Source organism: Gilliamella apis (assembly GCF_030758615.1).
Taxonomy (GTDB): Bacteria; Pseudomonadota; Gammaproteobacteria; order Enterobacterales; family Orbaceae; genus Gilliamella; species Gilliamella apis_A.
This window is the reverse complement of record NZ_CP132381.1, coordinates 875,469-898,082: the sequence shown is the minus strand read 5'-3', so window position 1 is coordinate 898,082 and position 22,614 is coordinate 875,469. Positions and strand designations below refer to the sequence as shown.

The following is a 22,614-nucleotide window of genomic DNA, read 5'->3' as shown; positions in this document are numbered from 1 at the left end:
TCATCTAAGCTGTTTTACTGATTAAGTTGTTTGCAGGTTTTAAATTTAATCATAGTGTTAATCATAGTTTAGATGTGTAGTTCCCTTCTTTTTATTTTTTTCATAACGATATTCAGGTTAATTAGGAGCCTAAAATGCAGCATATTATGGAAACGATTAGAAAAACAGAGCAAGAGTTTATTGATATTCGCCATCAAATTCATCAACATCCTGAATTAGGTTTTGAAGAACATAAAACTAGCGATTTAGTGGCAAGTAAATTAGCTGAGTGGGGCTATGAAGTACATCGTGGTTTAGCAAAAACCGGTGTAGTTGGTGTTTTAAAAAATGGCACTAGTAATAAAAAAATTGGTATTAGAGCAGACATGGATGCGCTACCTATTATTGAAGCATCGGGAAAACCATGGAGCAGTCAAACCCATGGCAAATTCCATGGTTGTGGCCATGATGGTCATACCACTATTTTGCTTTGTGCAGCCAAATATCTTGCCGAAACCCGTCACTTTGATGGCACTTTGCATGTTATTTTTCAACCAGCAGAAGAGTTGTTATATGGTGGTAAAGTAATGGTTGACGACGGTTTATTTAAACAATTTCCTTGTGATGTTATTTTCGGTATCCACAACATGCCAGGTTTTAAAGAAGGTCATTTTTATTTCAAAGCCGGCGCTCTTATGGCCTCATCCGATACGATCCATATTCATATTAAAGGTAAAGGTGCCCATGGTGCAATGCCAGAAAGAGGGATTGATGCAACGCTTGTCGCTTGTTATATCGGCACAGCCTTACAAAGCATTGTTTCTCGTAATGTGTCACCATTTGAGCAAGCCGTTATCACGATTGGTTGTATTCAATCAGGTGAAGCGCCGAATGTTGTTAATAGCGATGCACTAATGAAGTTAACGGTTAGAGCACTGGATAACGATACTCGTGCTTTATTACTTAAACGGATTAGCGAAGTTGCAACTGCACAAGCAGAGAGTTTTGGCGCCTCAGTACAAATTGAGCATGTGAATGGTAGTCCGGTATTGAATAATGGTGCAGATGCAACCAAATTTGCATTAGAAGTCGCACAAAAATTAGTCGGTGAAGATCGCGTGCATGATAATTGTCATCCTTTTATGGGCAGTGAAGATTTTGCTTTTATGTTAGAAAGTAATCCTAATGGCTGCTATATGATTATAGGTAATGGCGATGAACCCGGTTTTTGTAGTGTGCACAATCCTGGTTATGATTTTAATGATAAATGTATTGTTACCGCTGCATCATATTGGGTGGCATTAACTGAAAACTATTTAAACATATAAGGATTAATGTGCAGCTATGTCAAAAATAAATATGTCAAATTCAAAAAATTCTCCAGCAAAGCAGTTTAAAAGTTACAACCGATTAACTTTAGGTATTGTATTAGGGGTGATCACTTTTTGGCTTTTTGCTCAGTCTATAGTCAATGTTGGGCCGGCGGTTCAACATAGTATTGGTATCACTCCTGCATCGTTCAATTTAGCCGTCAGTTTAACCGCGCTGTTTTCTGGTTGTTTTATTGTCGTTGCTGGCGGACTCGCTGATCGCTTTGGCCGAGTTCGTTTTACCTATTTAGGTTTTATTTTAAGTATTATTGGTTGTCTTTGTTTGATCTTAGCCCGAGGTGAAGTACTTTTTACCATTGGTCGGATTATTCAAGGCTTATCTGCTGCTTGTATTATGCCATCGACGTTGGCATTAGTGAAAACCTATTATGAAGGTAAAGATCGTCAACGAGCATTGAGTTTTTGGTCAATTGGCTCTTGGGGTGGTTCAGGAACTTGTGTACTTGCCGGTGGAGCAATAGCCACTTATTTAGGTTGGCAATGGATTTTTATTATCTCAATCATCTGTGCTGTGTTAGGTATGCTGTTATTGAAAGGGACACCAGAAACTAAAATTGACGATCCATCAAGTTTGCCCAAATTTGATTATGTTGGGCTATTCGTTTTTGTGATCACTTTAGTTACGTTAAACCTTGTCATCACCAAAGGATCTACTTTTGGTTGGACTAGTGTAATGACATTATCACTCGCTACGATATGTTTGGTTTTTCTGATTTTATTTTTTGCTATAGAAAATCGTAAAGCTAATGGCGCATTTATAGATTTTTCACTGTTTAAGAACGTCCCTTATCGTGGAGCTACCTTATCTAACTTTCTACTTAATTCTGTGGCCGGTACTTTAATTGTTGCCAGTACTTATACCCAACAAGGAAGAGGCTTTACCCCTTTCGAAAATGGATTATTGACCATAGGTTATTTAGTTTCGGTTTTATGTATGATTCGAGTTGGTGAAAAGATCTTACAAAAAGTCGGGGCGAAAAAACCAATGTTACTCGGGCCGTTAATTACCGGTTCAGGTATTGCCTTGATGACGCTGACTTTCTTACCCGACATGTTTTATATTATTTCGGTGTTAGCCGGCTATATTTTATTGGGTCTTGGCTTAGGTTTTTACGCTACACCATCAATTGATACCGCAATAGCCAGTGCTCCGGAAGATAAAGTTGGTGTTGCATCAGGAATATATAAAATGGCAAGCTCATTAGGGGGTGCATTTGGTGTCGCTATTTCAGCCTCAACCTATGCTGCAGTTATTGCCAGCGGTCAAAGTGTCGCCACAGCGGCGGCAATTGGACTGTGGATTAATGTTAGCTTTTGTCTGTTATGTTTTATTTCAATTTTAATTTTAGTGCCCAATAATGCCGGCAAGAATAAATAAGTTAGCATAACTTTTTTATCATTTTTAATTAGGGATAAATCTTTTCGCATCTATCCCTGTTTTTTAATTAAAACTTTTATAAAACAATTTTTACAAACACTGAAAAATAAACCCATATAACTTAAAAAATTATATAGGTTTTGAAATTGAAAGATCTGTTTAAAATATTTAGTTATCTGTAGATAAAACTTATTTGCCAATACAGAATGAACTGAATATTCGTCCTAATAAATCATCAGACGTAAATTCACCAGTAATTTCACTTAGCGCTTCTTGAGCTAATCTTAGTTCTTCTGCCAATAGTTCGCCAGCATGGAATGTGGTAAGTTGGTATTGACCATTGTTCAAATGCTCTGCTGCTTTCTCAAGTGCCTGTAGATGTCGACGACGGGCCAGAAAACCACCTTCAGTACTACTAGTAAAACCCATAACCTGTTTGAGATGATCACGTAATAATGTAATACCTTCACCTGTTCTTGCTGATAATTGAATAAGACAATAGCCATTTTGTTCACTATAACCTAATGGTTCACCAGTTAAATCAGCTTTGTTGCGAATAACTGTGACTGGCATGTTTTTCGGTAAACGTTCAATAAATTCTGGCCAGAGTTTTTCAGGATTTGTCTCATTAGTTGTTGTACTGTCGACCATAAATAACACTCTATCGGCTTGATCAATTTCTTGCCATGCTCGCTCAATACCAATACGTTCAACCTCATCACTAGCTTCACGTAAGCCGGCAGTATCGATTATATGTAAAGGCATTCCATCAATATGGATATGTTCACGTAAAACATCGCGCGTTGTTCCAGCTATATCCGTTACGATAGCTGCATCCCGTCCAGCTAATGCATTAAGTAAACTTGATTTACCGGCATTAGGCCTACCCGCTATGACGACTTTCATGCCTTCACGCAATAATGAACCTTGTTTAGCTTCTTGACGGACTTCATTTAATCGTTGTATGACTTGCTCAAGTTCTGCGGCTATTTTCCCATCAGATAAAAAGTCTATCTCTTCCTCTGGAAAATCAATAGCAGCTTCAGTAAAAATACGTAGGTGAATTAATGATTCAACCAGTGTATTAATTTTTTTAGAAAATACCCCTTGTAAAGATGATAAGGCTGATTTTGCTGCTTGCTCTGAGCTGGCATCTATTAAGTCTGCGATAGCTTCGGCTTGTGCTAGATCCAATTTATCATTTAAGAAAGCTCGCTCTGAAAATTCACCCGGCCTTGCAATCCGCACACCAGGAATATCTAAAATACGTTTTAATAGTAAATCTAAAATAACTGGACCACCATGCCCTTGTAGTTCAAGCACATCTTCACCCGTAAATGAGTGTGGATTGGGAAAAAATAAAGCAATCCCTTCATCTAAGGTTGTACCATCCGAAGCTAAAAAAGGTAAATAATGGGCATAGCGAGGCTTAGGCAAAATACCTAAAACGGCTTTAGCAACATCTTGCACTTTAGGGCCGGAAACACGCAATATTCCGACACCACCACGACCTGGCGGTGTCGCTTGTGCAACAATTGTATCTGTATTCATATTTATCAATTTTAATTTAAATAGCAATGGTTAATCATACCACGACAACCATTAAAAATCTGTAAAGTGAAATAGTCTGAAGCAATAAGACCAATTAATTATCAAGTTTAGTTTCAACATAATCTAAGGGATGATCAAATAACCATGAGTTAAGTAAAGCTAATGGTTCTCTTATCATGGCAATATATTTATCAAAATTACTATAACTTAATGGTGCTGACAAACCTGAAATATCACCAATATTGGATCGTTTAGCTAACATGATTGAACGTAAAATATGGAAATCATTAGTTACCACAACGGTCTTTCCTAATGGCAAAACTTGATTAGCATACACAAATTGTTGTGCTGTTCGCCTTGATCTATCTTCTAAATAGACCCTTGAAGGTTCAATACCTTTTTGGATTAAATAATCAGCCATCACGCTCGCTTCAGTCGCCGATTCATCACTACCCTGCCCCCCACATACAATCACTTTTGTATTGGGATTAGCTTGTAAATAATTGATCGCAGTATTCAAGCGAATTTGTAACGTTAAAGGAGCTTGCGCTGGAGTGCCCACGACTTGTGAACCTAATACCACCAGAGTATCAGCATTCGCTGCTGGTTTTTGGTAAGCAAAAATAAAAATAATAATATTACAAATAATAAAATAAAATAGTATTAATATCAGTAACCATCTAATTAATTTCATGATTATCATCTAATACCTCTCATTTTTTAAAACAAGTTTCAAAATGGTCATCAACTAATCCCATCGATTGCATAAATGCATAACAGATCGTTGATCCAACAAAAGAAAATCCTCTCTTTTTTAATGCTTTTGACATTCTATCTGATATTTCGGTGCTAACTGGAACTTCACTTATGTCATTAAAGTGGTTAATTATAGGTTTACCATTAACAAAGGACCAAATAAATTGAGAAAAATCCTCATTATTGTTTTGCATTGCTAAGTAGGCATGAGCATTTTTTACAATGCTATTAAGTTTTAGACGATTACGAATTAAGCCTTTATTTTCAAGTAATGATTCTATATCAGTCGTCGTTAATTGGATAATCTTTTGCGGTTCAAAGTTGAAAAAGCATCGACGATATTCATCTCGTTTTTTTAGAACTGTAATCCACGATAACCCTGCTTGTTGACCTTCAAGACAGATTTTTTCAAATAGTTTTAAACTATCATATTGTGGATGCCCCCATTCATTATCGTGGTAATCAATATATAACGGGTCATTGCTAACCCAACTACAACGTTTTGGTTGGTTATTTTTCATAGTTATTCTAACTTAATATTTTGAGATTATTATACTTGATAAATAAATTGAGTGTTTATTTAAATCATCCATAAATTTAGATTATAAATCTAACCAGCAGATAATTACTGTTGATTAAATTTTTTTATGATTAAAAAAATATCTATTTTTTATGGCAGAATGACCATTCACTATTAAGATTTAGTCAATATATAATTATTTTTTTAATTGACTATATCAGTTTAACTATAACAATAAGGTTTTTTCATGAGTCAGTCCGAGATTAATGCTGAATGGCAACCAGTGGCACGTCCATTGAACAGCAAAGATTTAAAAACATTGATATTATCCTCTTTAGGAGGAACATTAGAATTTTATGATTTTGTTATCTATGCACTCTACATTGATACCATTGTCAAACCGTTATTTTTACCCCATACATTATCGCCGTTAACGTTAGATTTATTTGCTTGGGGAATTTTTGCAGCCGGCTACTTGGTTCGCCCTGTTGGTGGCATTATTATGGCGCACTTTGGTGATAAAGTTGGTCGTAAAAGAATGTTTACCTTAAGTGTGGCGATGATGGCTTTACCTACTTTTATCATTGGTATTTTGCCTACTTATGAAACAATTGGTATTGTAGCACCATTATTATTGTTATTGATGCGGATGCTACAAGGCGCGGCTATCGGTGGTGAAATGCCTGGCGCATGGGTATTTATCGCAGAACATACCCCAAAACAACGTTATGGTTTAGGTGTCGGTACTTTAACCTCAGGCATTACTGGTGGTATCTTACTTGGCTTTTTCGTCACAATTATTATTGATCTCTATTTTACTAACCAAAATATTTTGGATTATGCATGGCGTATTCCTTTTATTATTGGCGGTATTTTTGGGGTTATTTCAGTATATTTACGCAAATTTTTATCTGAAACGCCAATTTTTAAAGAGTTAGCTGCACGTAAAGCTTTAGAAAAAAGTATACCTGTGGTTACCGTATTAAAAAAACACAAAACGGCATGTTTGATTGTCGCATTATTAACTTGGTCTTTATCCACCGCTATTATGGTCGGTATTTTAATTACTCCTGGACGCATTGTTGGTGGTATGTACCATTTTGCAAATCTTGATTGGCGTATCGGTGGTTGTATTGCTGCTTTAACCTTATCTATTGGTTGTGTTATTGCTGGTTGGTTAGATGATAAATTAGGTACAGCAAAAACCGTTATCATCACATGGGGTGGTTTAGCAGTAGTCAGTATCTATTTTTATAGTTCTTTAACTGCAGATATATCATTAACTAAACTTTATTCTATTTGGGCTGTATTTGGTTTGTTTATTGGCTCGATAGCCATGACACCAATTATCGGCACTAGAACGTTTCCACCGGCAATTCGTTATTCTGGATTATCGTTCTCTTATAATTTGGCCTACGCACTATTTAGTGCAATTACCCCAACGTTAACTATTTATTTGTTAAGCCCAGATCACTTATTAGGCGAATTTAGTTATCTTGGCGCAGGTATTTATATTTCAGCTGTCGCTTTACTAGCTGTTGTAGTTGGCTTTACTTCATTAGCCCAAAATGGCTGGCAAAATAAATCAGATCATTAAAGACTATTAATAAAAAACAGGGCAATCGCCCTGTTTTCGGTAAAAAGTAAGATAAATGATAAATATTAACGCATTGTAACAAATTCTTCCGCTGCTGTTGGATGAATTGCAATAGTATTATCAAAGTCTTTTTTGGTTGCTCCCATTTTCAATGCTACAGCAAACCCTTGTAATATTTCGTCCATACCATAACCAATGCCATGAATACCAACAATTTTTTCTTGCTCACCAACACAGACTAATTTCATTCGGCAAGGTTGTCGATGCGATGTGACCGCGGTATACATAGCAGTAAAAGTAGATTTATAAACTTTGACGTTTTCTGGGCCATATTGCAATATAGCTTGCGGTTCACTTAAACCAACCGTACCAATCGGTGGGTGAGTAAACACCACTGTTGGAATATTAGAATAATCTAGATGCTCATTTGGTTTATTGTTAAATAGTCGTTCCGATAATCGACGACCGGCAGCCACCGCTACAGGGGTTAATGCTGCGGCGCCTGTATCATCCCCTACCGAATAAATGCCGGCAACACTAGTATTTTGAAACTCATCCACAATAATAAATCCATTGTTATCAACTTTAATACCTGCAGCAGATAAATTCATTTCTTTTGTTGCTGGTTCACGACCGATTGCCCATATTAAGCAATCAACAGTATAACTCTCACCATTTTCTAATGTTAACGTCAATGATTCATCATCATTTTTAGTAACAGAAGAAGGGATTGCAAAAGTGTGCAAATGCTGACCTTCATTAGTTATTACTTCCATTAATGTTTCCACAATAAGTGGATCGAAAGCACGTAAAGGTGTACCTTGGCGAACAAATTGATGTGTTTCTGCGCCAAGTGAATGTAACACGCTGGCTATTTCACAAGCTATATAACCAGCTCCAACTACTGCTACTCGTTTAGGAAGTGCTTTTAACTCAAAAAATCCATCAGAAGTGATACCATATTGCGCTCCAGGTATATTTGGAATCGTTGGCTTTCCACCTACAGCAATAAGTATATGATCGGCACTATAATGTTCGCCATTAACTTCAATCGTTTTTGCATCAACAAATTTGCCATAACCATGGATCACATCGACATTATTATTGTTTAAAACACGATCATAAGATTGATGGACACGCTCAATATAAGCAGTTCGACTTGCAATAAGTTTGTCCCAATCAAAATGGTTAATAGTGGTATCAAAACCATAATCAGGGCCATAATGGTTAATTGCTTCAGCAATTTGTGCACCATACCACATAATTTTTTTCGGTACACAGCCAACATTTACGCAAGTTCCACCAAGTAACTTAGCTTCAATAATTGCACATTTTTTACCATATGATGCAGCACGATTAATAGAGGCGATACCACCACTACCACCACCGATAGCAATATAGTCATAATGTTTAGTCATAAAAAATCCTTTAAATAAATTAGCAAATAATGATTAATAGCTTTGCACAAAGCGGACAATAAAAAAAGTATTAAATATGAAATTTAATGATAGTTATTAACTATTGATTGGTCTTATTCATTAATATAATCATATTAATGATTTTTTTAATAGTTTCTGACTTACTAAAAACATCTATTTAAAGCCTGAGAATTAACCGGTTTAGAATTCAATTTTTCGCTAATCTCAAGATAACATTTATTATTTTCAAGTTTGTAAAGAATACTATATATTTTCCCCAATTCTGGAGTGAACTGCTGATATTTTGTTGTACAGACGAATTTATCATCTCTTGATTTGCCAATAACAGTAACGATTTGATTACTAGGAGTTTTCACTTCTACCGAAGGAACATATTTAGGATAAATATTAAATGGTACAATTTTATGGCGAAAAACATAGCCAAGACTCTGATAATTAGAACATGTGTTACTTTTACCATCATAAATATTTAACGAAAAATAGGTTGGATAATCAGTTTCTGTAGTGAAAACAAGTTGAGGATCATTGATATTTGCTTCATAACGATATTTGTGTTGCGGTACTCGGTGACAAGCGACAATCAGAAAGCCCATTAACAATAAAGTCACTTTTGTTTTCATTATCCTATTCCTTATTAATTATTTAAGATTTTATTTTTCAAAACTCAAATAACTATTTATTTGAGTGAATTAAATATCAAATAATGAAAAATTTGAACACCAATTATTGTATATTTGAGTAATTGGCTACCCAATTAAATAGCCAATTACCGAAATACATTATTCTTGTTGTTTAATCCTATCAATGATATTCGTGGTTGAACAACCATCTTCAAAATTCAGTACTTTAACCTCACCACCAGCTTCAATAACCTCTTTGCCACCAGCGATATCTTCTGGTTTATAATCGCCACCTTTAACTAGTACATCTGGTAATATGCTAGCAATTAATCGTTGCGGTGTCTCTTCCTCAAAAGGAACAACCCAATCAACAGAATCAAGCGCACCTAAAACAATCATTCTTTGCATTAATGGATTGATTGGGCGTGATGGTCCTTTAAGCTGTTTTACCGAAGCATCGCTATTTACCGCCACAATCAAACGATCGCCAAGTTTACGAGCATTGGCAAGATAAGAGACATGCCCAGCATGTAAAATATCGAAACAACCATTAGTCATGACAATTTTTTCACCACGGAGACGCGCTTTGCGAATTTCTTCTTTTAATGTGTCTTCAGTCATCACACCGAAACCATCATCAGCACGAGCTCGGATAGCGTTACTTAATTCAACTTGAGATACCGTAGATGTCCCTAACTTGCCAACCACAACACCTGCTGCTGCATTTGCTAAAAAACAGCTCTCCTCAAGAGATTGCCCTGCGGCTAATGAAGCAGCTAAGGTCGCTATCACCGTATCACCAGCACCAGTAACATCAAATACCTCTTTGGCTTGCGTAGGTAGATGATAAACAGGCTTATCTAACTGTAATAACGTCATCCCTTTTTCACTACGAGTGACAAGCAGTGCTTTGAAATCGTATTGTTTAATCAGTTGATAGCCCTTTTCGATAATTTCTTGCTCTGTTTTGCAAACACCAACAACTGCTTCAAATTCAGACATATTTGGCGTTAATAATGTTACCCCTCGGTAACGCTCAAAATCAGTACCTTTCGGATCAACCAATATTGGGACATTTGCTTTTTGAGCTTGTTTAACCATTGCTTGTACAGCGGTTAAAGCACCTTTGGCATAGTCAGATAGTACTAATACTTTAGAGGTTGAAAGTGCAGTTTCAATACGTTCTAAAATAGGTGTATGATCAACATTATTAAAACCTTCTTCAAAATCAATTCTAATGAGTTGTTGATTTCTAGATAAAACTCTTAATTTGGTAATTGTTGGATGAGTTGAGACTGATACAAAATCACAATGGACATTACGTTTAGTCAGTTGTTCATCAAGCACTTTGGCTGGTTCATCAATACCGGTAAAACCAATTAATCTTGCGCTCCCCCCTAAAGAGGTTATATTCATAGCGACATTGGCTGCACCACCAGCGCGTTCTTCTAGAGCATCAACTTTAACAATTGGCACTGGTGCTTCTGGTGATATACGGTTAGTACCACCATACCAATAGCGATCTAACATAATATCGCCAACTACCAGAACTTTTGCTTGATTAAACTCAGGAAGTGAAGTTTTCATTATGGTTATATATCCTTTACTTGTTATTCAGTAAATCACTTATCAATTTATTATTAATTCCCAACAGATTCATCTTCTGGTTGGATTTTTTTTCTGGGTTGATAGAAACGGGCAAAAAATGTCCCAATTTCAAATAATAAACAGATAGGTACAGCTAATAAAATTTGAGAAAATACATCCGGTGGGGTTACAAACATCGCTACAGCAAACACACCGACAATAATATAAGGTCTTTTTTTACGTAAATTTTTAGGAGTAGTAACGCCAGTCCAACAAAGCAAAATAATCGCCACAGGCACTTCGAATGCAAAACCAAATACAATAAATAGTGTCATGACAAAATCAAGATATTTTGTAATATCAGTATTTATCGCAACATCAACTGGTGCTGTATGAATAAAGAAATAAAATGCCAAAGGAAACACGGCAAAATATGCAAACGCAATACCGATATAAAAAAGTACCGTACTAGAAATAATTAATGGCATAATCAGCCGTTTTTCATGTTGATATAGAGCCGGAGCAATAAATCCCCAAACTTGATATAAAAGATAAGGAATAGAAATAAATATTGCAACAACAGCCGTCAGTTTAATTGGTGTAAAAAAAGGTGCTGCAATATCGGTGGCAATCATACTGCTACCTTTAGGTAATTGACTGATAAGCGGATTAGCAACAATATGATAGATATCATTTGAGAAATAAAGCAAACCTGCTAATACTAGTAATATACAAATGATACAGCGTAAAAGTCTTGTTCTAAGTTCGACCAGATGTCCAATAAGTGGTTGGGTTGCGTCGTCTGTCATAATTTATCTTTATCTGAATGAATTGTTGTATCAATTTGACTAACTGAATTAATCTCATTTTGCAGTGATTCGGTTACCCGTTTTAATTCATCAATTGATGCTTGCAGTTCTGGGGTAAGAGAATTCAAACCACTTTGTTCGGCTTTTTTTAAGCTATCTTGTAATTCCTGCAGTTTGAGTTCTTTATTCAATTCTAACTGGACAGTTGCTGACATGCGACGGAGTACTTTAATCCATCCGGCAACAGTTTTAATCGCAATAGGTAAACGTTCCGGTCCTAATACAACCAGTCCAATAATTAATACTAATAGTAGCTGACCAAAGCTAATATCGAACACAGGTTACTCTTTATCGGCGTGGTTATTAGCTGAGGAGTCAAGATGTTCAACTTTTTGTGAATCATCAGTCTCTTTTTTGTCATCATCGTCATTCATGGCTTTTTTAAAACCTTTAATTGAAGCCCCAAGATCAGAGCCCAATGAACGCAATTTTTTTGTTCCGAATAATAGTACGATAACAGCAACAAATATCAGTAGTTTGGGCAAACTAGGCATATGATAACTATCTCCAATAGCGTTAGGTAGTCAAATTATACACTTAAATGGTGATATTCCCAAAAATAACTATTTCAATGTACTAGCAGCGTTACAATAGATAAAACACAAACTAGACTAAGAATGGCCAACGACCAACGATAGCGTTTTTGGCTTCGTTGTAATTCTTGATTAATTTGTTTTAATTGGTTACGCATCTGTTTAGTCATACGAGCCTGATCACCTAATCTTACTGGCAGGTCAACTAGGATGTTCTTCCACTCCGGTAACGAGGTCCATACTTGCTGGAATAACGTTTTAGCGCTGTACTTATCTTCATACCATTTTTCAAGAAATGGCTTAGCAGTTTGCCATAAGTCGAGTTCTGGATATAGCTGACGTCCTAATCCTTCTATATAAAATAAGGTTTTTTCAAGTAATGTTAATTGCGGCTGAATATCCATTTCAAATTGACGAGCAACTTGAAATAAAGCTAATAAAATTTGAGAAAATGAAATTTCACCTAATGGTTTGGCAAATGCAGGTTCACACACACTACGCATAGCCATTTCTAATGCCGTTGCATCCGTTGTTTCTGGCACCCAACCAGAAGCAATATAAATTTGTGCAATTCGTCGATAATCTTGATTAAAAAAGGCGAGAAAATTTTCAGCTAAATAACGCTGATCATCTTCAGTTAGTACACCAACAATTGCACAGTCTATGCCAATATAACGGGGATTTTGTGGTTCAGAAATATCAACAAAGATATTACCTGGATGCATATCAGCATGGAAAAAATTATCTCGAAACACCTGTGTAAAGAAAGCTTGAACACCACGTTCGGCGAGCAATTTCATATTGACACTATTTCGTTTAAGTTCATCAATATTAGCTATTGGTGTACCATAAATTCGTTCTTCTACTAAAATATTTGTTCGACAAAGATCTTGATAAACATAAGGAATATACAAAATCTCACTATTTATGAAATTATCCCGTAAACGAGCAGTATTATAAGCTTCTTTTTGTAGATCAAGCTCTTTCAAAAGTGTATTTTCATAATCACTAACAATTTCAACCGCACGTAACTTTTCACCAAATTTAATCCGTTTAGTAAATTGATTAGCAGCCCAATACATCAAGCGAATATCGGATTTAATTATAGGTAAAATATTCGGGCGTAAGACTTTAATCACAACTTGGGCGTGGCTGCTTTTTAAAGTTGCAGTATGCACCTGAGCAATAGAAGCAGAAGCTAATGGTTTTTCCTCAAAATCGGTAAAATAATCATCTATAGAACAACCAAGAGCTGATTCAATAATTTGTCTGGCAATTTGTCCATCAAAAGAAGCTACTTGATCTTGCAGTTTGGCTAATGCATCAGCAAGATGTTTCGGTAATACATCTCGCCTTGTTGAAACCATTTGTCCAAACTTTATCCAAACTGGCCCTAATTCTTGTAAGGCTAGACGCAATCTTTCACCAATATCTTGTTGTTTTGCTTTAGATCTAACCCAAAATAGACTAATCAACAACAATTTAAACCATGTTGAGGTTCGATGTTTTGGTAATAGTTCATCTAATCGATAAGCTCGAAATACCGTTAATATTTTATAAATTCGAAGAAATGTCATTCTTTTTTATCACATTAAAATTTAAAACCAGTATGTAAAGCCACAATGCCGCCTGTCATATTGTGATATTTCACATCGACAAATCCAGCATCCTCCATCATTTTTTTCAATGTTTTTTGATCTGGATGCATTCTGATAGATTCAGCTAAATATCGGTAACTATCAGCATCATTAGCGACAATTTTGCCCATCAACGGTAACATAGTAAAAGAGTATAAGTCATAAGCTTTATTTAAAATCTGGTATTGCGGTTTAGAAAACTCAAGTATTAATAAACGACCACCAGGTTTTAACACTCTCCACATAGATTGCAATGCTTTTTGCTTATCAGTGACATTGCGTAAACCAAATGAGATAGTAATACAATCGAAATAGTTATCAGCAAATGGCAGTTCTTCTGCATTAGCTTGTACATATTCAATATTATTAAATAGACCTTTGTCTCGAAGCTTATCTCTACCAACTTTTAGCATAGATTCATTGATATCAGCTAATACAACTAAACCATCATCACCGACAATTTGCGAGAATTTAGCCGTCAAATCGCCAGTACCGCCGGCAAGATCCAAAACTTTTTGACCCTTACGAACACTACTATACTCAATAGTGATTTTTTTCCAGATACGATGAATACCAAATGACATAAGGTCATTCATAACATCATATTTATCAGCAACAGAATGAAAAACTTCTGCTACCCGTTTTACTTTATCTTGCTTTAAAACTTGAGTGTAACCAAAATCAATTTTATCTTGATTTTCATCATTTTGCTGTGAAGATGATTGAGACATAAAAATTTACCTATCATAAATAGTTAGCTTATTTTAGCATAAGCTAACCTAAATGTGATGGACTAAATTAATAACGATTCAACCATTTGAGAAACAATTTCGAAATGTTGTAATGGTGTGGAGTTTGCTGGCAAGTCTTTTTCGTGAATGACCAAATCAAACTGATAACTATTTTTTAAACCATTTAATACTTCATTAGATTTAGTAAAAATTTGATTATAGTAATTAGCCAATGTATCAAAATCAATCGATGTAAAGATTAATTTATTAGCATCTTCAACAGCTTTGGACATACGTTCTACTTGCAACATGGCTATCCTAAGATAATCATTTTCACTTAAATAACGTTTATTTTCTGTTGTTGATATTTCTCGTTTAATGTAGTTAATATAACCATTTGAAACATATTGTGTGTTATAAATATTAGCTAATTGTACCGGCAATTCATTAAATTTATCATGTCCTATAATCGCTACTTTTTTTACAAAAAAAGGTTTCGCTGCCTTAGCAATATAAGACCAATTTTGATAAGGTTTTTCGCGAATTTGTGTCGCACTTATATTAACAAAATCACGATCAGCATCAACAATAACCACAGGGCAACCAAAATAGCGTTCATGCTGTTTTACATCTTGTGACTCGCTAGTAAATACCACAGTAGGTTCGATTTTATGTTCCAATAAAATACGTTTTATACTATCACTCCAATCTTGCCAACCATTGGGATAATAGTTAATACCAGCTTCATCAGAGATATGAATGTGAATATTATGTCTATCTTTAAAGGTTTCTTTTAACCATGAGAAGCGATCACTTACTTGAGGCTGTCTAGGCAGGCGACTTTTTTCAAACAGTTGTTTATCACGTATTGACTCACAACCCAACATGACATGCAGTTCATCAACTTGGGTCAATGCTTTTTCAATAAGATAAATATGACCACTATGTAACGGATAGAACTTACCAAAAATTAAACCAACTCGGTGTTTAGATGACATAATCATTACCAATCAATTTCAAAACTGAATACTAATGTACAGAAAAAACAACCATTTTCTAACCAATTGATGCTATTTAATATAATAAAATTACAAAAGTGTTAACTTCATCAATTAAATTCATCAATTGTTAGATTCATACCAATTAAGATTGATATTTTATAGCTGATAACACAATCCCTGTTGCTACAGAAATATTTAAAGCCGACATATTATCATTGCCTTGCAAATGGACAATGTTATCAGCACAGTTAATTAATTTGTTATTAATTTGTTGAAATATAACTAAGGCAATTTTCTTGGTAAATTTGAGTTTTGATAACTCTGTTGATGAAATCGATTTTAATTGACATGGTAATAACGCAATAACTTGATAACCATGTTGTTTTAACAGATCAATAGATGCTATAAAATCATCACTTTTAATAGATTCAATTGCTTCAATACCACCTTCAGCAACACGCATTGCGGCACCACTATCGAGTAAGTTTGTTTGCCGTAAAATTACGCCATTAACGCCAAAAAAAGCTGCACTACGCATTAACCCACCTAAGTTATGCGGATTATTCACATCATCAACAGCTATAATGCAATCCTGAACCTGATCATCATATTCATCTAAATAATCAAGCAAAGTGAGTGGAATACGTTTTTTAACAATTAAACAAACACCACCATGATGGGGAGTTTGTGTGATTTTAGTAATTTGTTCTGTTGAGACAACATCATAACCAAGACGTTGTTTGACTAACCAATTAATTAATTCTTTAAATTGATAAGTCATTTCTTGGGTAATAAATAATTTAACAATAGCCAAGCGTCGATGCTTAAATACCGCTTTACAACTGTTTTCGCTGTAAACTAATGTCTCTTCCTTTTTTTGACGATAGCCATCATAACCGAATGTAGGTACTTGTTCATTATCTCGAACTTTTTTTTGCCATGGGGAATCATGCTCATCAGCTAAATCAAACTGTGCTTTAGCTGGTTTTACCGTTTTATTAAATTTTTTTGGTTTAAAGGTTTCGATCCGGTCATGTTTTGCTTTCGAATTAGACTGAAAACCATCATTATTACGTTTATTTTTATAATCACCACCACGTTCTTTGGCTGAACGGTTTTTTACTCTTGCTTCGCTATTTTTAGCATAAAAAATAGTGGGCTTACTTTTTTCACTAGTATCGTTCATATTATTCCCAATTAAAGACACTTATCGTGTACGAATGGTTGGTGCAACTTTATCTAATACACCATTAACAAATTTATGGCTATCTTCTGCGCCAAAGGTTTTAGTAAGATCGATAGCTTCATTGATAACAACTTTATAAGGGACATCATGTCGCTTCATTAATTCATATAGAGCAATTCTTAATACGGCTAATTCAATTTGACCGAGCTCATCAACTGTTCTTTCTGTTAAATAAGGAGTCATTTTCTCATCTAATTCTGCGGTATTTTTGGCAACACCATGCAGTAATTCTCTAAAATATTTGGTGTCGACACCTTTCATATCTTGTTCAGCCATGAAGCTGCTCTCAACATCAGCAAGATCATTTCTAGAAATTTGCCAAGAGTAAATAGCTTGAACTGCACACTCTCTTGCTCGACGACGAGGATTAACTAACGCCACTAAATTACTCCTTAATTGTTTTAATCACATTTAACATTTCAAGTGCGGTTAGTGCCGCTTCAGCACCTTTATTGCCCGCTTTAGTTCCTGCTCGTTCAATGGCTTGTTCGATACTTTCAGTTGTTAAAATACCAAAGCCAACTGGTATCGAAAAGTCTAAACTCGCATTTAATAGCCCTGAACTTGATTCGCCAGCGACAAAATCAAAATGAGCGGTACTACCACGGATAACCGTACCCAATGCAACAATTGCATCATATTTTTTTGACTGTGCAGCAACTTTAGCTGCTAAAGGAATTTCATAAGCGCCCGGTACCCAAATAACGGTAATATTGTTATCGTCTACTTCACCGATACGAGTGAGTGCATCTACGGCACCATTAACTAAACTTTCATTAATAAATTGGTTAAAACGCGCCACGATAATCGCTACTTTGGCTTCAGGTGCAGCAACTTTACCTTTAATTGTTTGCATATTCATTCCTTACCGATTGATTCTAGATGCAATTTTATAATCTCTTTCAGAGATTAAATTATCAGGCAATTATACCACAAATTAAAGGCTTATCCTATTAGCAAAAGAGGATTTAATCTTTTTAATAATAGCTTTAATTAAAATAGTTATTAACTATTTATTGTATGAAAATAGTTAATTTATCAAAGGTTATTTTTGCATTTATCCATAATTATTTTTTAGATAACTATCCTATTATTTGTTTGTAGAAAATTGAAATATTTTACATATTATAAAAAATTTATTGTTATTGCTTGCAAGCTGTTATTAACGAATTACAATGGTTATGGAAAGGCTTTTTATTAAAGAGGTATTATTAATGTACATTAACACCATTCGTGATGAATTAAATCAGGCAATTGACGTATTGGCCAATTTCGTTGCAAACGATGAAAATTTAAAAAAAATCCAGCAAGCAGCCGTTTTAATTGCAGACTCATTTAAACAAGGTGGAAAAGTACTTTCATGCGGTAATGGTGGATCGCATTGTGATGCGATGCATTTTGCTGAAGAATTAACCGGACGTTTCCGTGATAATCGTCCTTCATATCCAGCAATTGCCATATCTGATGTTAGTCACATCTCGTGCGTGGGCAATGATTATGGTTTTGATTACATATTTTCTCGTTACGTTGAAGGCGTTGGACAAAAAGGTGATGTATTATTAGGCATTTCAACTTCAGGGAATTCAGCTAATGTACTTAAAGCAATTGAAGCCGCTAAACAAAAAGGTATGAAAATTATCACACTGACAGGTAAAGATGGCGGGAAAATGAATGGATTAGCTGATGTTGATATTCGAGTACCACATTTTGGCTATGCAGATCGTGTTCAAGAAATCCATATCAAAGTAATTCATATTTTGATTCTACTTATTGAAAAAGAGATGGCTTAATATGTGCGAATTATTGGGTATGAGTGCCAATGTGCCGACCGATATTTGTTTTAGTTTTACCAGTTTGATTAAACGTGGTGGTGATAAAGGTCCTCATAAAGATGGCTGGGGCATAACCTTCTATGAAGGTAAAGGATGTCGAACGTTTAAAGATCCGCAACCATGTAGTTTTTCACCCATTGCTAAATTGGTTCAACAATACCCAATAAAATCAACTGCTGTTATTGCTCATATTCGCCAAGCTAATCGCGGTGGTGTTGCACTAGAAAACACTCATCCTTTTACTCGAGAACTATGGGGTAAAAATTGGACTTTTGCACACAATGGACAATTAACTGATTATGAAAAATTAGATACAGGAATATTTCAACCGGTTGGATTAACTGATAGTGAATATGCTTTTTGCTATTTAATAAATGAATTACATAAAAAATACCCACAGCAACCAACCAATAATATTGAACTTTTTGAATATATTAGAGAGTGTGCGATTAAATTAACCCAATTAGGTATTTTTAATATGCTACTGTCAGATGGTGAATATGTGTTTGCCTACTGTTCAACCAATCTACACTGGATCACCCGAAAAGCACCATTTGGAAAGGCCAAGTTAATTGACGAAGATGTTGAGATAGATTTTCAAAAACATACGACACCAAATGATGTTGTAACAATAATTTCAACCATGCCGTTAACTTCGAACGAAATATGGACTAAATTAGCTAGTGGTGAAGCAATTTTATTTAAAAATGGCGAAATTAGCCAATCTTTCTCATCTTGACCTTAGTCATAGGTGGCTCGTTTTTAAATAAATATTCTAAATATCCAAAAGTTAATAGACCGACTAAAGTTAAGATTACCCATGGTAAATGAGCTAAACCGATTTGGATGGCCACATCATAAAGCCAGCCAGCACCGGTATAACCAATAAAACCACCTAATGCCAATCCCAACCGACTAAACCCCATATAGCTACCTTTAGCTTTAGGGTTTGTTAAAACAGTTGCTAATGTTTCTCTAGCTGGTTCAGCAATAATAGCCCCAAAATAAAACAACGCTATAAGAGAAAGTAAAATCGATAATTGTGATGTAAAGCCAATAATAATAAAAGCAAAAGACATCAACAATAATCCAAATTTAAGGCGTTGATCTAATCTAAAATATTTTTCACTTATTCGAGCAAGAGGATAAAGTAAACATAGTGATATTGTTGCTTGGATAGCATACATCCATTTTACATAGCTAGGACTTCCTGACACATTGGTAATGGTTAAAGGTAACATCAGCATGATTTGCACCCACAGCACGTAATAACCAGTTAAAGTAAGTACATAATGAGTAAATTTTCTATCTTTAAGAACCATTTTCATGCCGTTAATGATCGGAGCTTTACCAATTGCGATATGATAGGCCGGTAAGTACATCAGATTAAAAATACCACATAAAAAAAAGATAAAAGCACCACACCAACACACTAATTGAAAATCGTAATCGATTAGAATGCCACCGATAAGAGCGCCAATAACTGCGCCTGCATTATCTTGTATCATTAGTAGAGAAATAAACTTGCCTCGTTCATGAGGACGAGTAAATTTGATAGTTAATCCCATTCTAGGGGGATCAAATAGCAAACCGCCCAATGCCGAAAGTAAACAAGATATTAATAATAACCAATGTTCTGTTGCTAGTGCCATTGAGATAAATCCAATTGATCGCAAAAACATACCAGTTATTATCATTGGTTTAGCACCAAAGCGATCTGCGATTGCCCCACCAATCAAACCAAATCCTTGCTGAACAAATTGACGAAAACCTAAAGCAAAACCAACAAATAACGCACTCCACCCAACTTGACTAACAAAGTGAGTAGAGACCAATGGAAATACTACATAAAATCCCAACACAATAAACAAATTATCTAACAATAATATGTATCGACCTGTTTTACGAACTTGTGAAGGAATTGGCATCTATTTTACTCTTTCGTTTAAATAACCTTGATAATCAGGAATTTCAATTTCCACTTCTTGAGTAAATATTGAGGATTGTATTAAAGCGTTAGCGGTAGCTTGATTAGTGGCTACTGGAATATTCCAAACTGTTGATAAGCGTAATAGAGCTTTTACATCTGGATCATGTGGTACAGCATTAAGTGGATCCCAGAAAAAGATCAGAATATCAATTTTACCTTCAGCAATTAAAGCTCCGATTTGTTGATCCCCACCCATTGTACCACTGAGCATAGGCGTTATAGTTAATCCCGTTTCTTTCTTAATTAATGTTCCGGTTGTTCCTGTACCACACAGGTTGTGATGCGAAAGTTCTTGTCGATTTTTTTTGCACCAATTTAATAATGCTTCTTTTAAGTGATCATGTGCCACTAAAGCAATATTTTTTTTTGCAGGTAATTTTCGAGTAATGTACTGCATCAATATAGTCCTAATTGATTATTATTTCATTATTTTTATCAGACTATTTATTAAAGCGCAAGCGGTATTTATTGAAAAATAGATAACAAAAAAGGCACCTAAGTGCCTTTTATTTAATCTAAATCTAAAGATAAAGATAATTAGAACTGATAAATTAATCCTAATGCTACAGTATCTTTAGCTGTTGCTTTAATTTGTGATTTAGTGAATGTACCATCTTCGTATAAAGCTCGACGTGCACCAATATCATCTTTATCTAACAAGTTAATTTTATAATCAACAATTGCTGATAAATTTTTATTAAAGTCATAGGTTAAACCAACATCGACATATTTAGCTAAATCATTACCTTTAAGACCCGCATCACCACTTCTTGAGAAGTTTGATGCATCTTGTACTTTATGTTGAATATAAGCAACAGAAGGAGTTAAACGACCCACTTCAAAGTCAATACCGTATTGAGCAACTAATTCAAACCCTTTAGTTTTCAAATCAGAGGTATTATCTGTAGTTGATGCTTTTTCCCAACCGTATTTTTGTTTACCTTGAATATAAAGCGCAGCTAAATATAGATTATCATTATCATATTTAACACCAGCTGACCATGCTTTAGCATCTTTATGACCACCTGTTTGTGCATAGCCGGCACCAATTGATAAACCTGTATCAAGCACGTCCCAATCAATTACTGAACCCCAAGCTTCAGCACTATCATGGCCAGTACGATCGTGATTATTTAGATATTGAGTTGAACTATTATCACCATTATCGGCATATTGCACAGCAAAACGTAAACCGTTAACTAAACCAAAGAAATCTGAGTTACGATAAGTAGCCACTGCTTTGGTTCTTGCTGTTAATGCATAGATATCATTATTTGATGCATCGCCACCAAACTCAGGTAGAACATCAGTATATGAAGTTAAGGTTTTTAACACACCGTCGTTACGGCCATAATCAAATGAACCAAAATCTCCAAAATTCAGACCTGCATAAGCATAACGAGTTTCGTTATCAGCTTTTTCTCCAGTTTTAGCTTCATATTCCCAACGACCATAACCACTCAAACCATCAGTGATTTGTGTTTGTCCTGACATCCCTAAACGAGCAGTGGTTTTGTCACCTTCGCCAGTTTGATTATCACGATCAGTAATATAGTTCAAGGCATAAACTCGACCATAAAAGTCAACTTTATTACCATCTTTGTTCCACACTTCAATTGAAGCGCTTGCTGTACCTGCAACTAATAGAGCAGGAATAGCGATTGCTAATAGATTACGTTTCATTTAGTTACCCTCTTAGGTATTTTATTATTAAAGATACAAAATATTTTGTTCTTGATTTAATAAATAGCTGCTGTTAATTAGCAACTAAGTTATTACTGGGATATCTATTATTATTGTTAAATACTAGATTTTTTTGCAAAAATTATGGATTAATAACGTTTGTAAGATATTATTCTGCGAATTGAGTCTATTCTATGACTTAAAATAATATTTTTTTAAGCATAAAATGTTTTTTTAGATAACATGAGGTTCAAGAGATGAAAAAAAAGGCACC

The 22,614-nt window shown here is 35.0% G+C and carries 22 protein-coding genes and 1 pseudogene; 5 read left to right on the top strand and 18 right to left on the bottom strand.

Going from position 1 to position 22,614, the window contains the following annotated elements:
• Positions 1-134: 134 nt before the first annotated feature.
• Together RAM17_RS04230 and RAM17_RS04225 are read left to right on the top strand one after the other, a co-directional pair.
• Positions 135-1,307, top strand: coding sequence for a M20 aminoacylase family protein (locus RAM17_RS04230; RefSeq protein WP_110448397.1), 1,173 nt, complete (start codon positions 135-137; stop codon positions 1,305-1,307).
• A 16-nt stretch (positions 1,308-1,323) separates the two neighbouring features.
• Positions 1,324-2,748 carry an MFS transporter gene (locus RAM17_RS04225; protein ID WP_110448398.1) on the top strand — a complete coding sequence of 475 codons (1,425 nt, stop codon included), beginning with the start codon at positions 1,324-1,326 and terminating at the stop codon, positions 2,746-2,748.
• 189 nt (positions 2,749-2,937) lie between these two features.
• Here the strand turns inward: RAM17_RS04225 and mnmE are convergent, their stop codons facing one another.
• The 3 genes from mnmE to RAM17_RS04210 form a co-directional block, all read right to left on the bottom strand.
• Complete coding sequence (gene mnmE, locus RAM17_RS04220) at positions 2,938-4,299, bottom strand: tRNA uridine-5-carboxymethylaminomethyl(34) synthesis GTPase MnmE (protein ID WP_110448399.1); 1,362 nt, start codon at positions 4,297-4,299, stop codon at positions 2,938-2,940.
• Between the two features lie 94 nt (positions 4,300-4,393).
• Positions 4,394-4,993, bottom strand: a complete 600-nt coding sequence (locus RAM17_RS04215) for a YdcF family protein (RefSeq protein ID WP_181414693.1) — start codon at positions 4,991-4,993, stop codon at positions 4,394-4,396.
• Positions 4,994-5,012: 19 nt separating this feature from the next.
• The gene (locus RAM17_RS04210; protein WP_110448401.1) at positions 5,013-5,576 is read right to left on the bottom strand and encodes a DNA-3-methyladenine glycosylase I; all 564 of its coding nucleotides are present in this window, start codon (positions 5,574-5,576) and stop codon (positions 5,013-5,015) included.
• A gap of 246 nt (positions 5,577-5,822) precedes the next feature.
• Between RAM17_RS04210 and RAM17_RS04205 the strand changes: the two genes are divergently transcribed.
• Positions 5,823-7,172: an MFS transporter gene (locus tag RAM17_RS04205; RefSeq protein WP_110448402.1), complete on the top strand. Its 1,350-nt coding sequence runs from the start codon at positions 5,823-5,825 to the stop codon at positions 7,170-7,172.
• A 65-nt stretch (positions 7,173-7,237) separates the two neighbouring features.
• Here the strand turns inward: RAM17_RS04205 and gorA are convergent, their stop codons facing one another.
• From gorA to ribH, 12 genes and pseudogenes are all read right to left on the bottom strand, one after another.
• Complete coding sequence (gorA, locus tag RAM17_RS04200; RefSeq protein WP_086362870.1) at positions 7,238-8,590, bottom strand: glutathione-disulfide reductase; 1,353 nt, start codon at positions 8,588-8,590, stop codon at positions 7,238-7,240.
• Positions 8,591-8,754: 164 nt separating this feature from the next.
• Entirely contained in the window at positions 8,755-9,231 is a 477-nt protein-coding gene (locus RAM17_RS04195) for a hypothetical protein (protein ID WP_110448403.1), read from the bottom strand.
• A 159-nt stretch (positions 9,232-9,390) separates the two neighbouring features.
• Entirely contained in the window at positions 9,391-10,818 is a 1,428-nt protein-coding gene (hldE, locus tag RAM17_RS04190; RefSeq protein WP_110448404.1) for a bifunctional D-glycero-beta-D-manno-heptose-7-phosphate kinase/D-glycero-beta-D-manno-heptose 1-phosphate adenylyltransferase HldE, read from the bottom strand.
• Between the two features lie 53 nt (positions 10,819-10,871).
• Positions 10,872-11,627 carry a twin-arginine translocase subunit TatC gene (tatC, locus tag RAM17_RS04185; protein ID WP_110448405.1) on the bottom strand — a complete coding sequence of 252 codons (756 nt, stop codon included), beginning with the start codon at positions 11,625-11,627 and terminating at the stop codon, positions 10,872-10,874.
• Between the two features lie 14 nt (positions 11,628-11,641).
• Positions 11,642-11,965 (bottom strand): annotated as a pseudogene (gene tatB / locus RAM17_RS04180) (Sec-independent protein translocase protein TatB); the annotation flags it as partial.
• A gap of 3 nt (positions 11,966-11,968) precedes the next feature.
• Positions 11,969-12,181, bottom strand: a complete 213-nt coding sequence (gene tatA, locus RAM17_RS04175) for a twin-arginine translocase TatA/TatE family subunit (protein ID WP_086353849.1) — start codon at positions 12,179-12,181, stop codon at positions 11,969-11,971.
• Positions 12,182-12,255: 74 nt separating this feature from the next.
• Positions 12,256-13,797: a ubiquinone biosynthesis regulatory protein kinase UbiB gene (gene ubiB, locus RAM17_RS04170; protein ID WP_110448406.1), complete on the bottom strand. Its 1,542-nt coding sequence runs from the start codon at positions 13,795-13,797 to the stop codon at positions 12,256-12,258.
• 14 nt (positions 13,798-13,811) lie between these two features.
• A complete protein-coding gene (ubiE, locus tag RAM17_RS04165) occupies positions 13,812-14,588 on the bottom strand; it encodes a bifunctional demethylmenaquinone methyltransferase/2-methoxy-6-polyprenyl-1,4-benzoquinol methylase UbiE (protein ID WP_034901293.1) in 777 nt (258 codons plus the stop codon).
• A 62-nt stretch (positions 14,589-14,650) separates the two neighbouring features.
• The gene (nadR, locus tag RAM17_RS04160) at positions 14,651-15,586 is read right to left on the bottom strand and encodes a multifunctional transcriptional regulator/nicotinamide-nucleotide adenylyltransferase/ribosylnicotinamide kinase NadR (protein ID WP_181414694.1); all 936 of its coding nucleotides are present in this window, start codon (positions 15,584-15,586) and stop codon (positions 14,651-14,653) included.
• A gap of 145 nt (positions 15,587-15,731) precedes the next feature.
• The gene (locus RAM17_RS04155; RefSeq protein WP_110448408.1) at positions 15,732-16,775 is read right to left on the bottom strand and encodes a TrmH family RNA methyltransferase; all 1,044 of its coding nucleotides are present in this window, start codon (positions 16,773-16,775) and stop codon (positions 15,732-15,734) included.
• A gap of 21 nt (positions 16,776-16,796) precedes the next feature.
• The gene (gene nusB, locus RAM17_RS04150; protein WP_110448409.1) at positions 16,797-17,216 is read right to left on the bottom strand and encodes a transcription antitermination factor NusB; all 420 of its coding nucleotides are present in this window, start codon (positions 17,214-17,216) and stop codon (positions 16,797-16,799) included.
• A gap of 4 nt (positions 17,217-17,220) precedes the next feature.
• Positions 17,221-17,691 (bottom strand): 6,7-dimethyl-8-ribityllumazine synthase, encoded by a 471-nt coding sequence (gene ribH, locus RAM17_RS04145; RefSeq protein WP_065613982.1) that lies wholly within the window; start codon positions 17,689-17,691, stop codon positions 17,221-17,223.
• 358 nt (positions 17,692-18,049) lie between these two features.
• Here ribH and lpcA point away from each other — a divergent pair, with 358 nt between their 5' ends.
• Positions 18,050-18,625 carry a D-sedoheptulose 7-phosphate isomerase gene (lpcA, locus tag RAM17_RS04140; protein ID WP_110448410.1) on the top strand — a complete coding sequence of 192 codons (576 nt, stop codon included), beginning with the start codon at positions 18,050-18,052 and terminating at the stop codon, positions 18,623-18,625.
• A gap of 1 nt (position 18,626) precedes the next feature.
• Positions 18,627-19,406 carry a class II glutamine amidotransferase gene (locus RAM17_RS04135; RefSeq protein ID WP_086358665.1) on the top strand — a complete coding sequence of 260 codons (780 nt, stop codon included), beginning with the start codon at positions 18,627-18,629 and terminating at the stop codon, positions 19,404-19,406.
• On the opposite strand, the gene mdtH is transcribed toward RAM17_RS04135, so the two are convergent.
• From mdtH to RAM17_RS04120, 3 genes are all read right to left on the bottom strand, one after another.
• Positions 19,384-20,595: a multidrug efflux MFS transporter MdtH gene (gene mdtH / locus RAM17_RS04130; RefSeq protein WP_110448411.1), complete on the bottom strand. Its 1,212-nt coding sequence runs from the start codon at positions 20,593-20,595 to the stop codon at positions 19,384-19,386. The two genes, RAM17_RS04135 and mdtH, sit on opposite strands and share 23 nt — an antisense overlap.
• Positions 20,596-21,054 (bottom strand): methylglyoxal synthase, encoded by a 459-nt coding sequence (locus RAM17_RS04125; RefSeq protein ID WP_110448412.1) that lies wholly within the window; start codon positions 21,052-21,054, stop codon positions 20,596-20,598.
• 140 nt (positions 21,055-21,194) lie between these two features.
• Complete coding sequence (locus RAM17_RS04120) at positions 21,195-22,340, bottom strand: porin (protein ID WP_110448413.1); 1,146 nt, start codon at positions 22,338-22,340, stop codon at positions 21,195-21,197.
• Between the last annotated feature and the right edge of the window lie 274 nt (positions 22,341-22,614).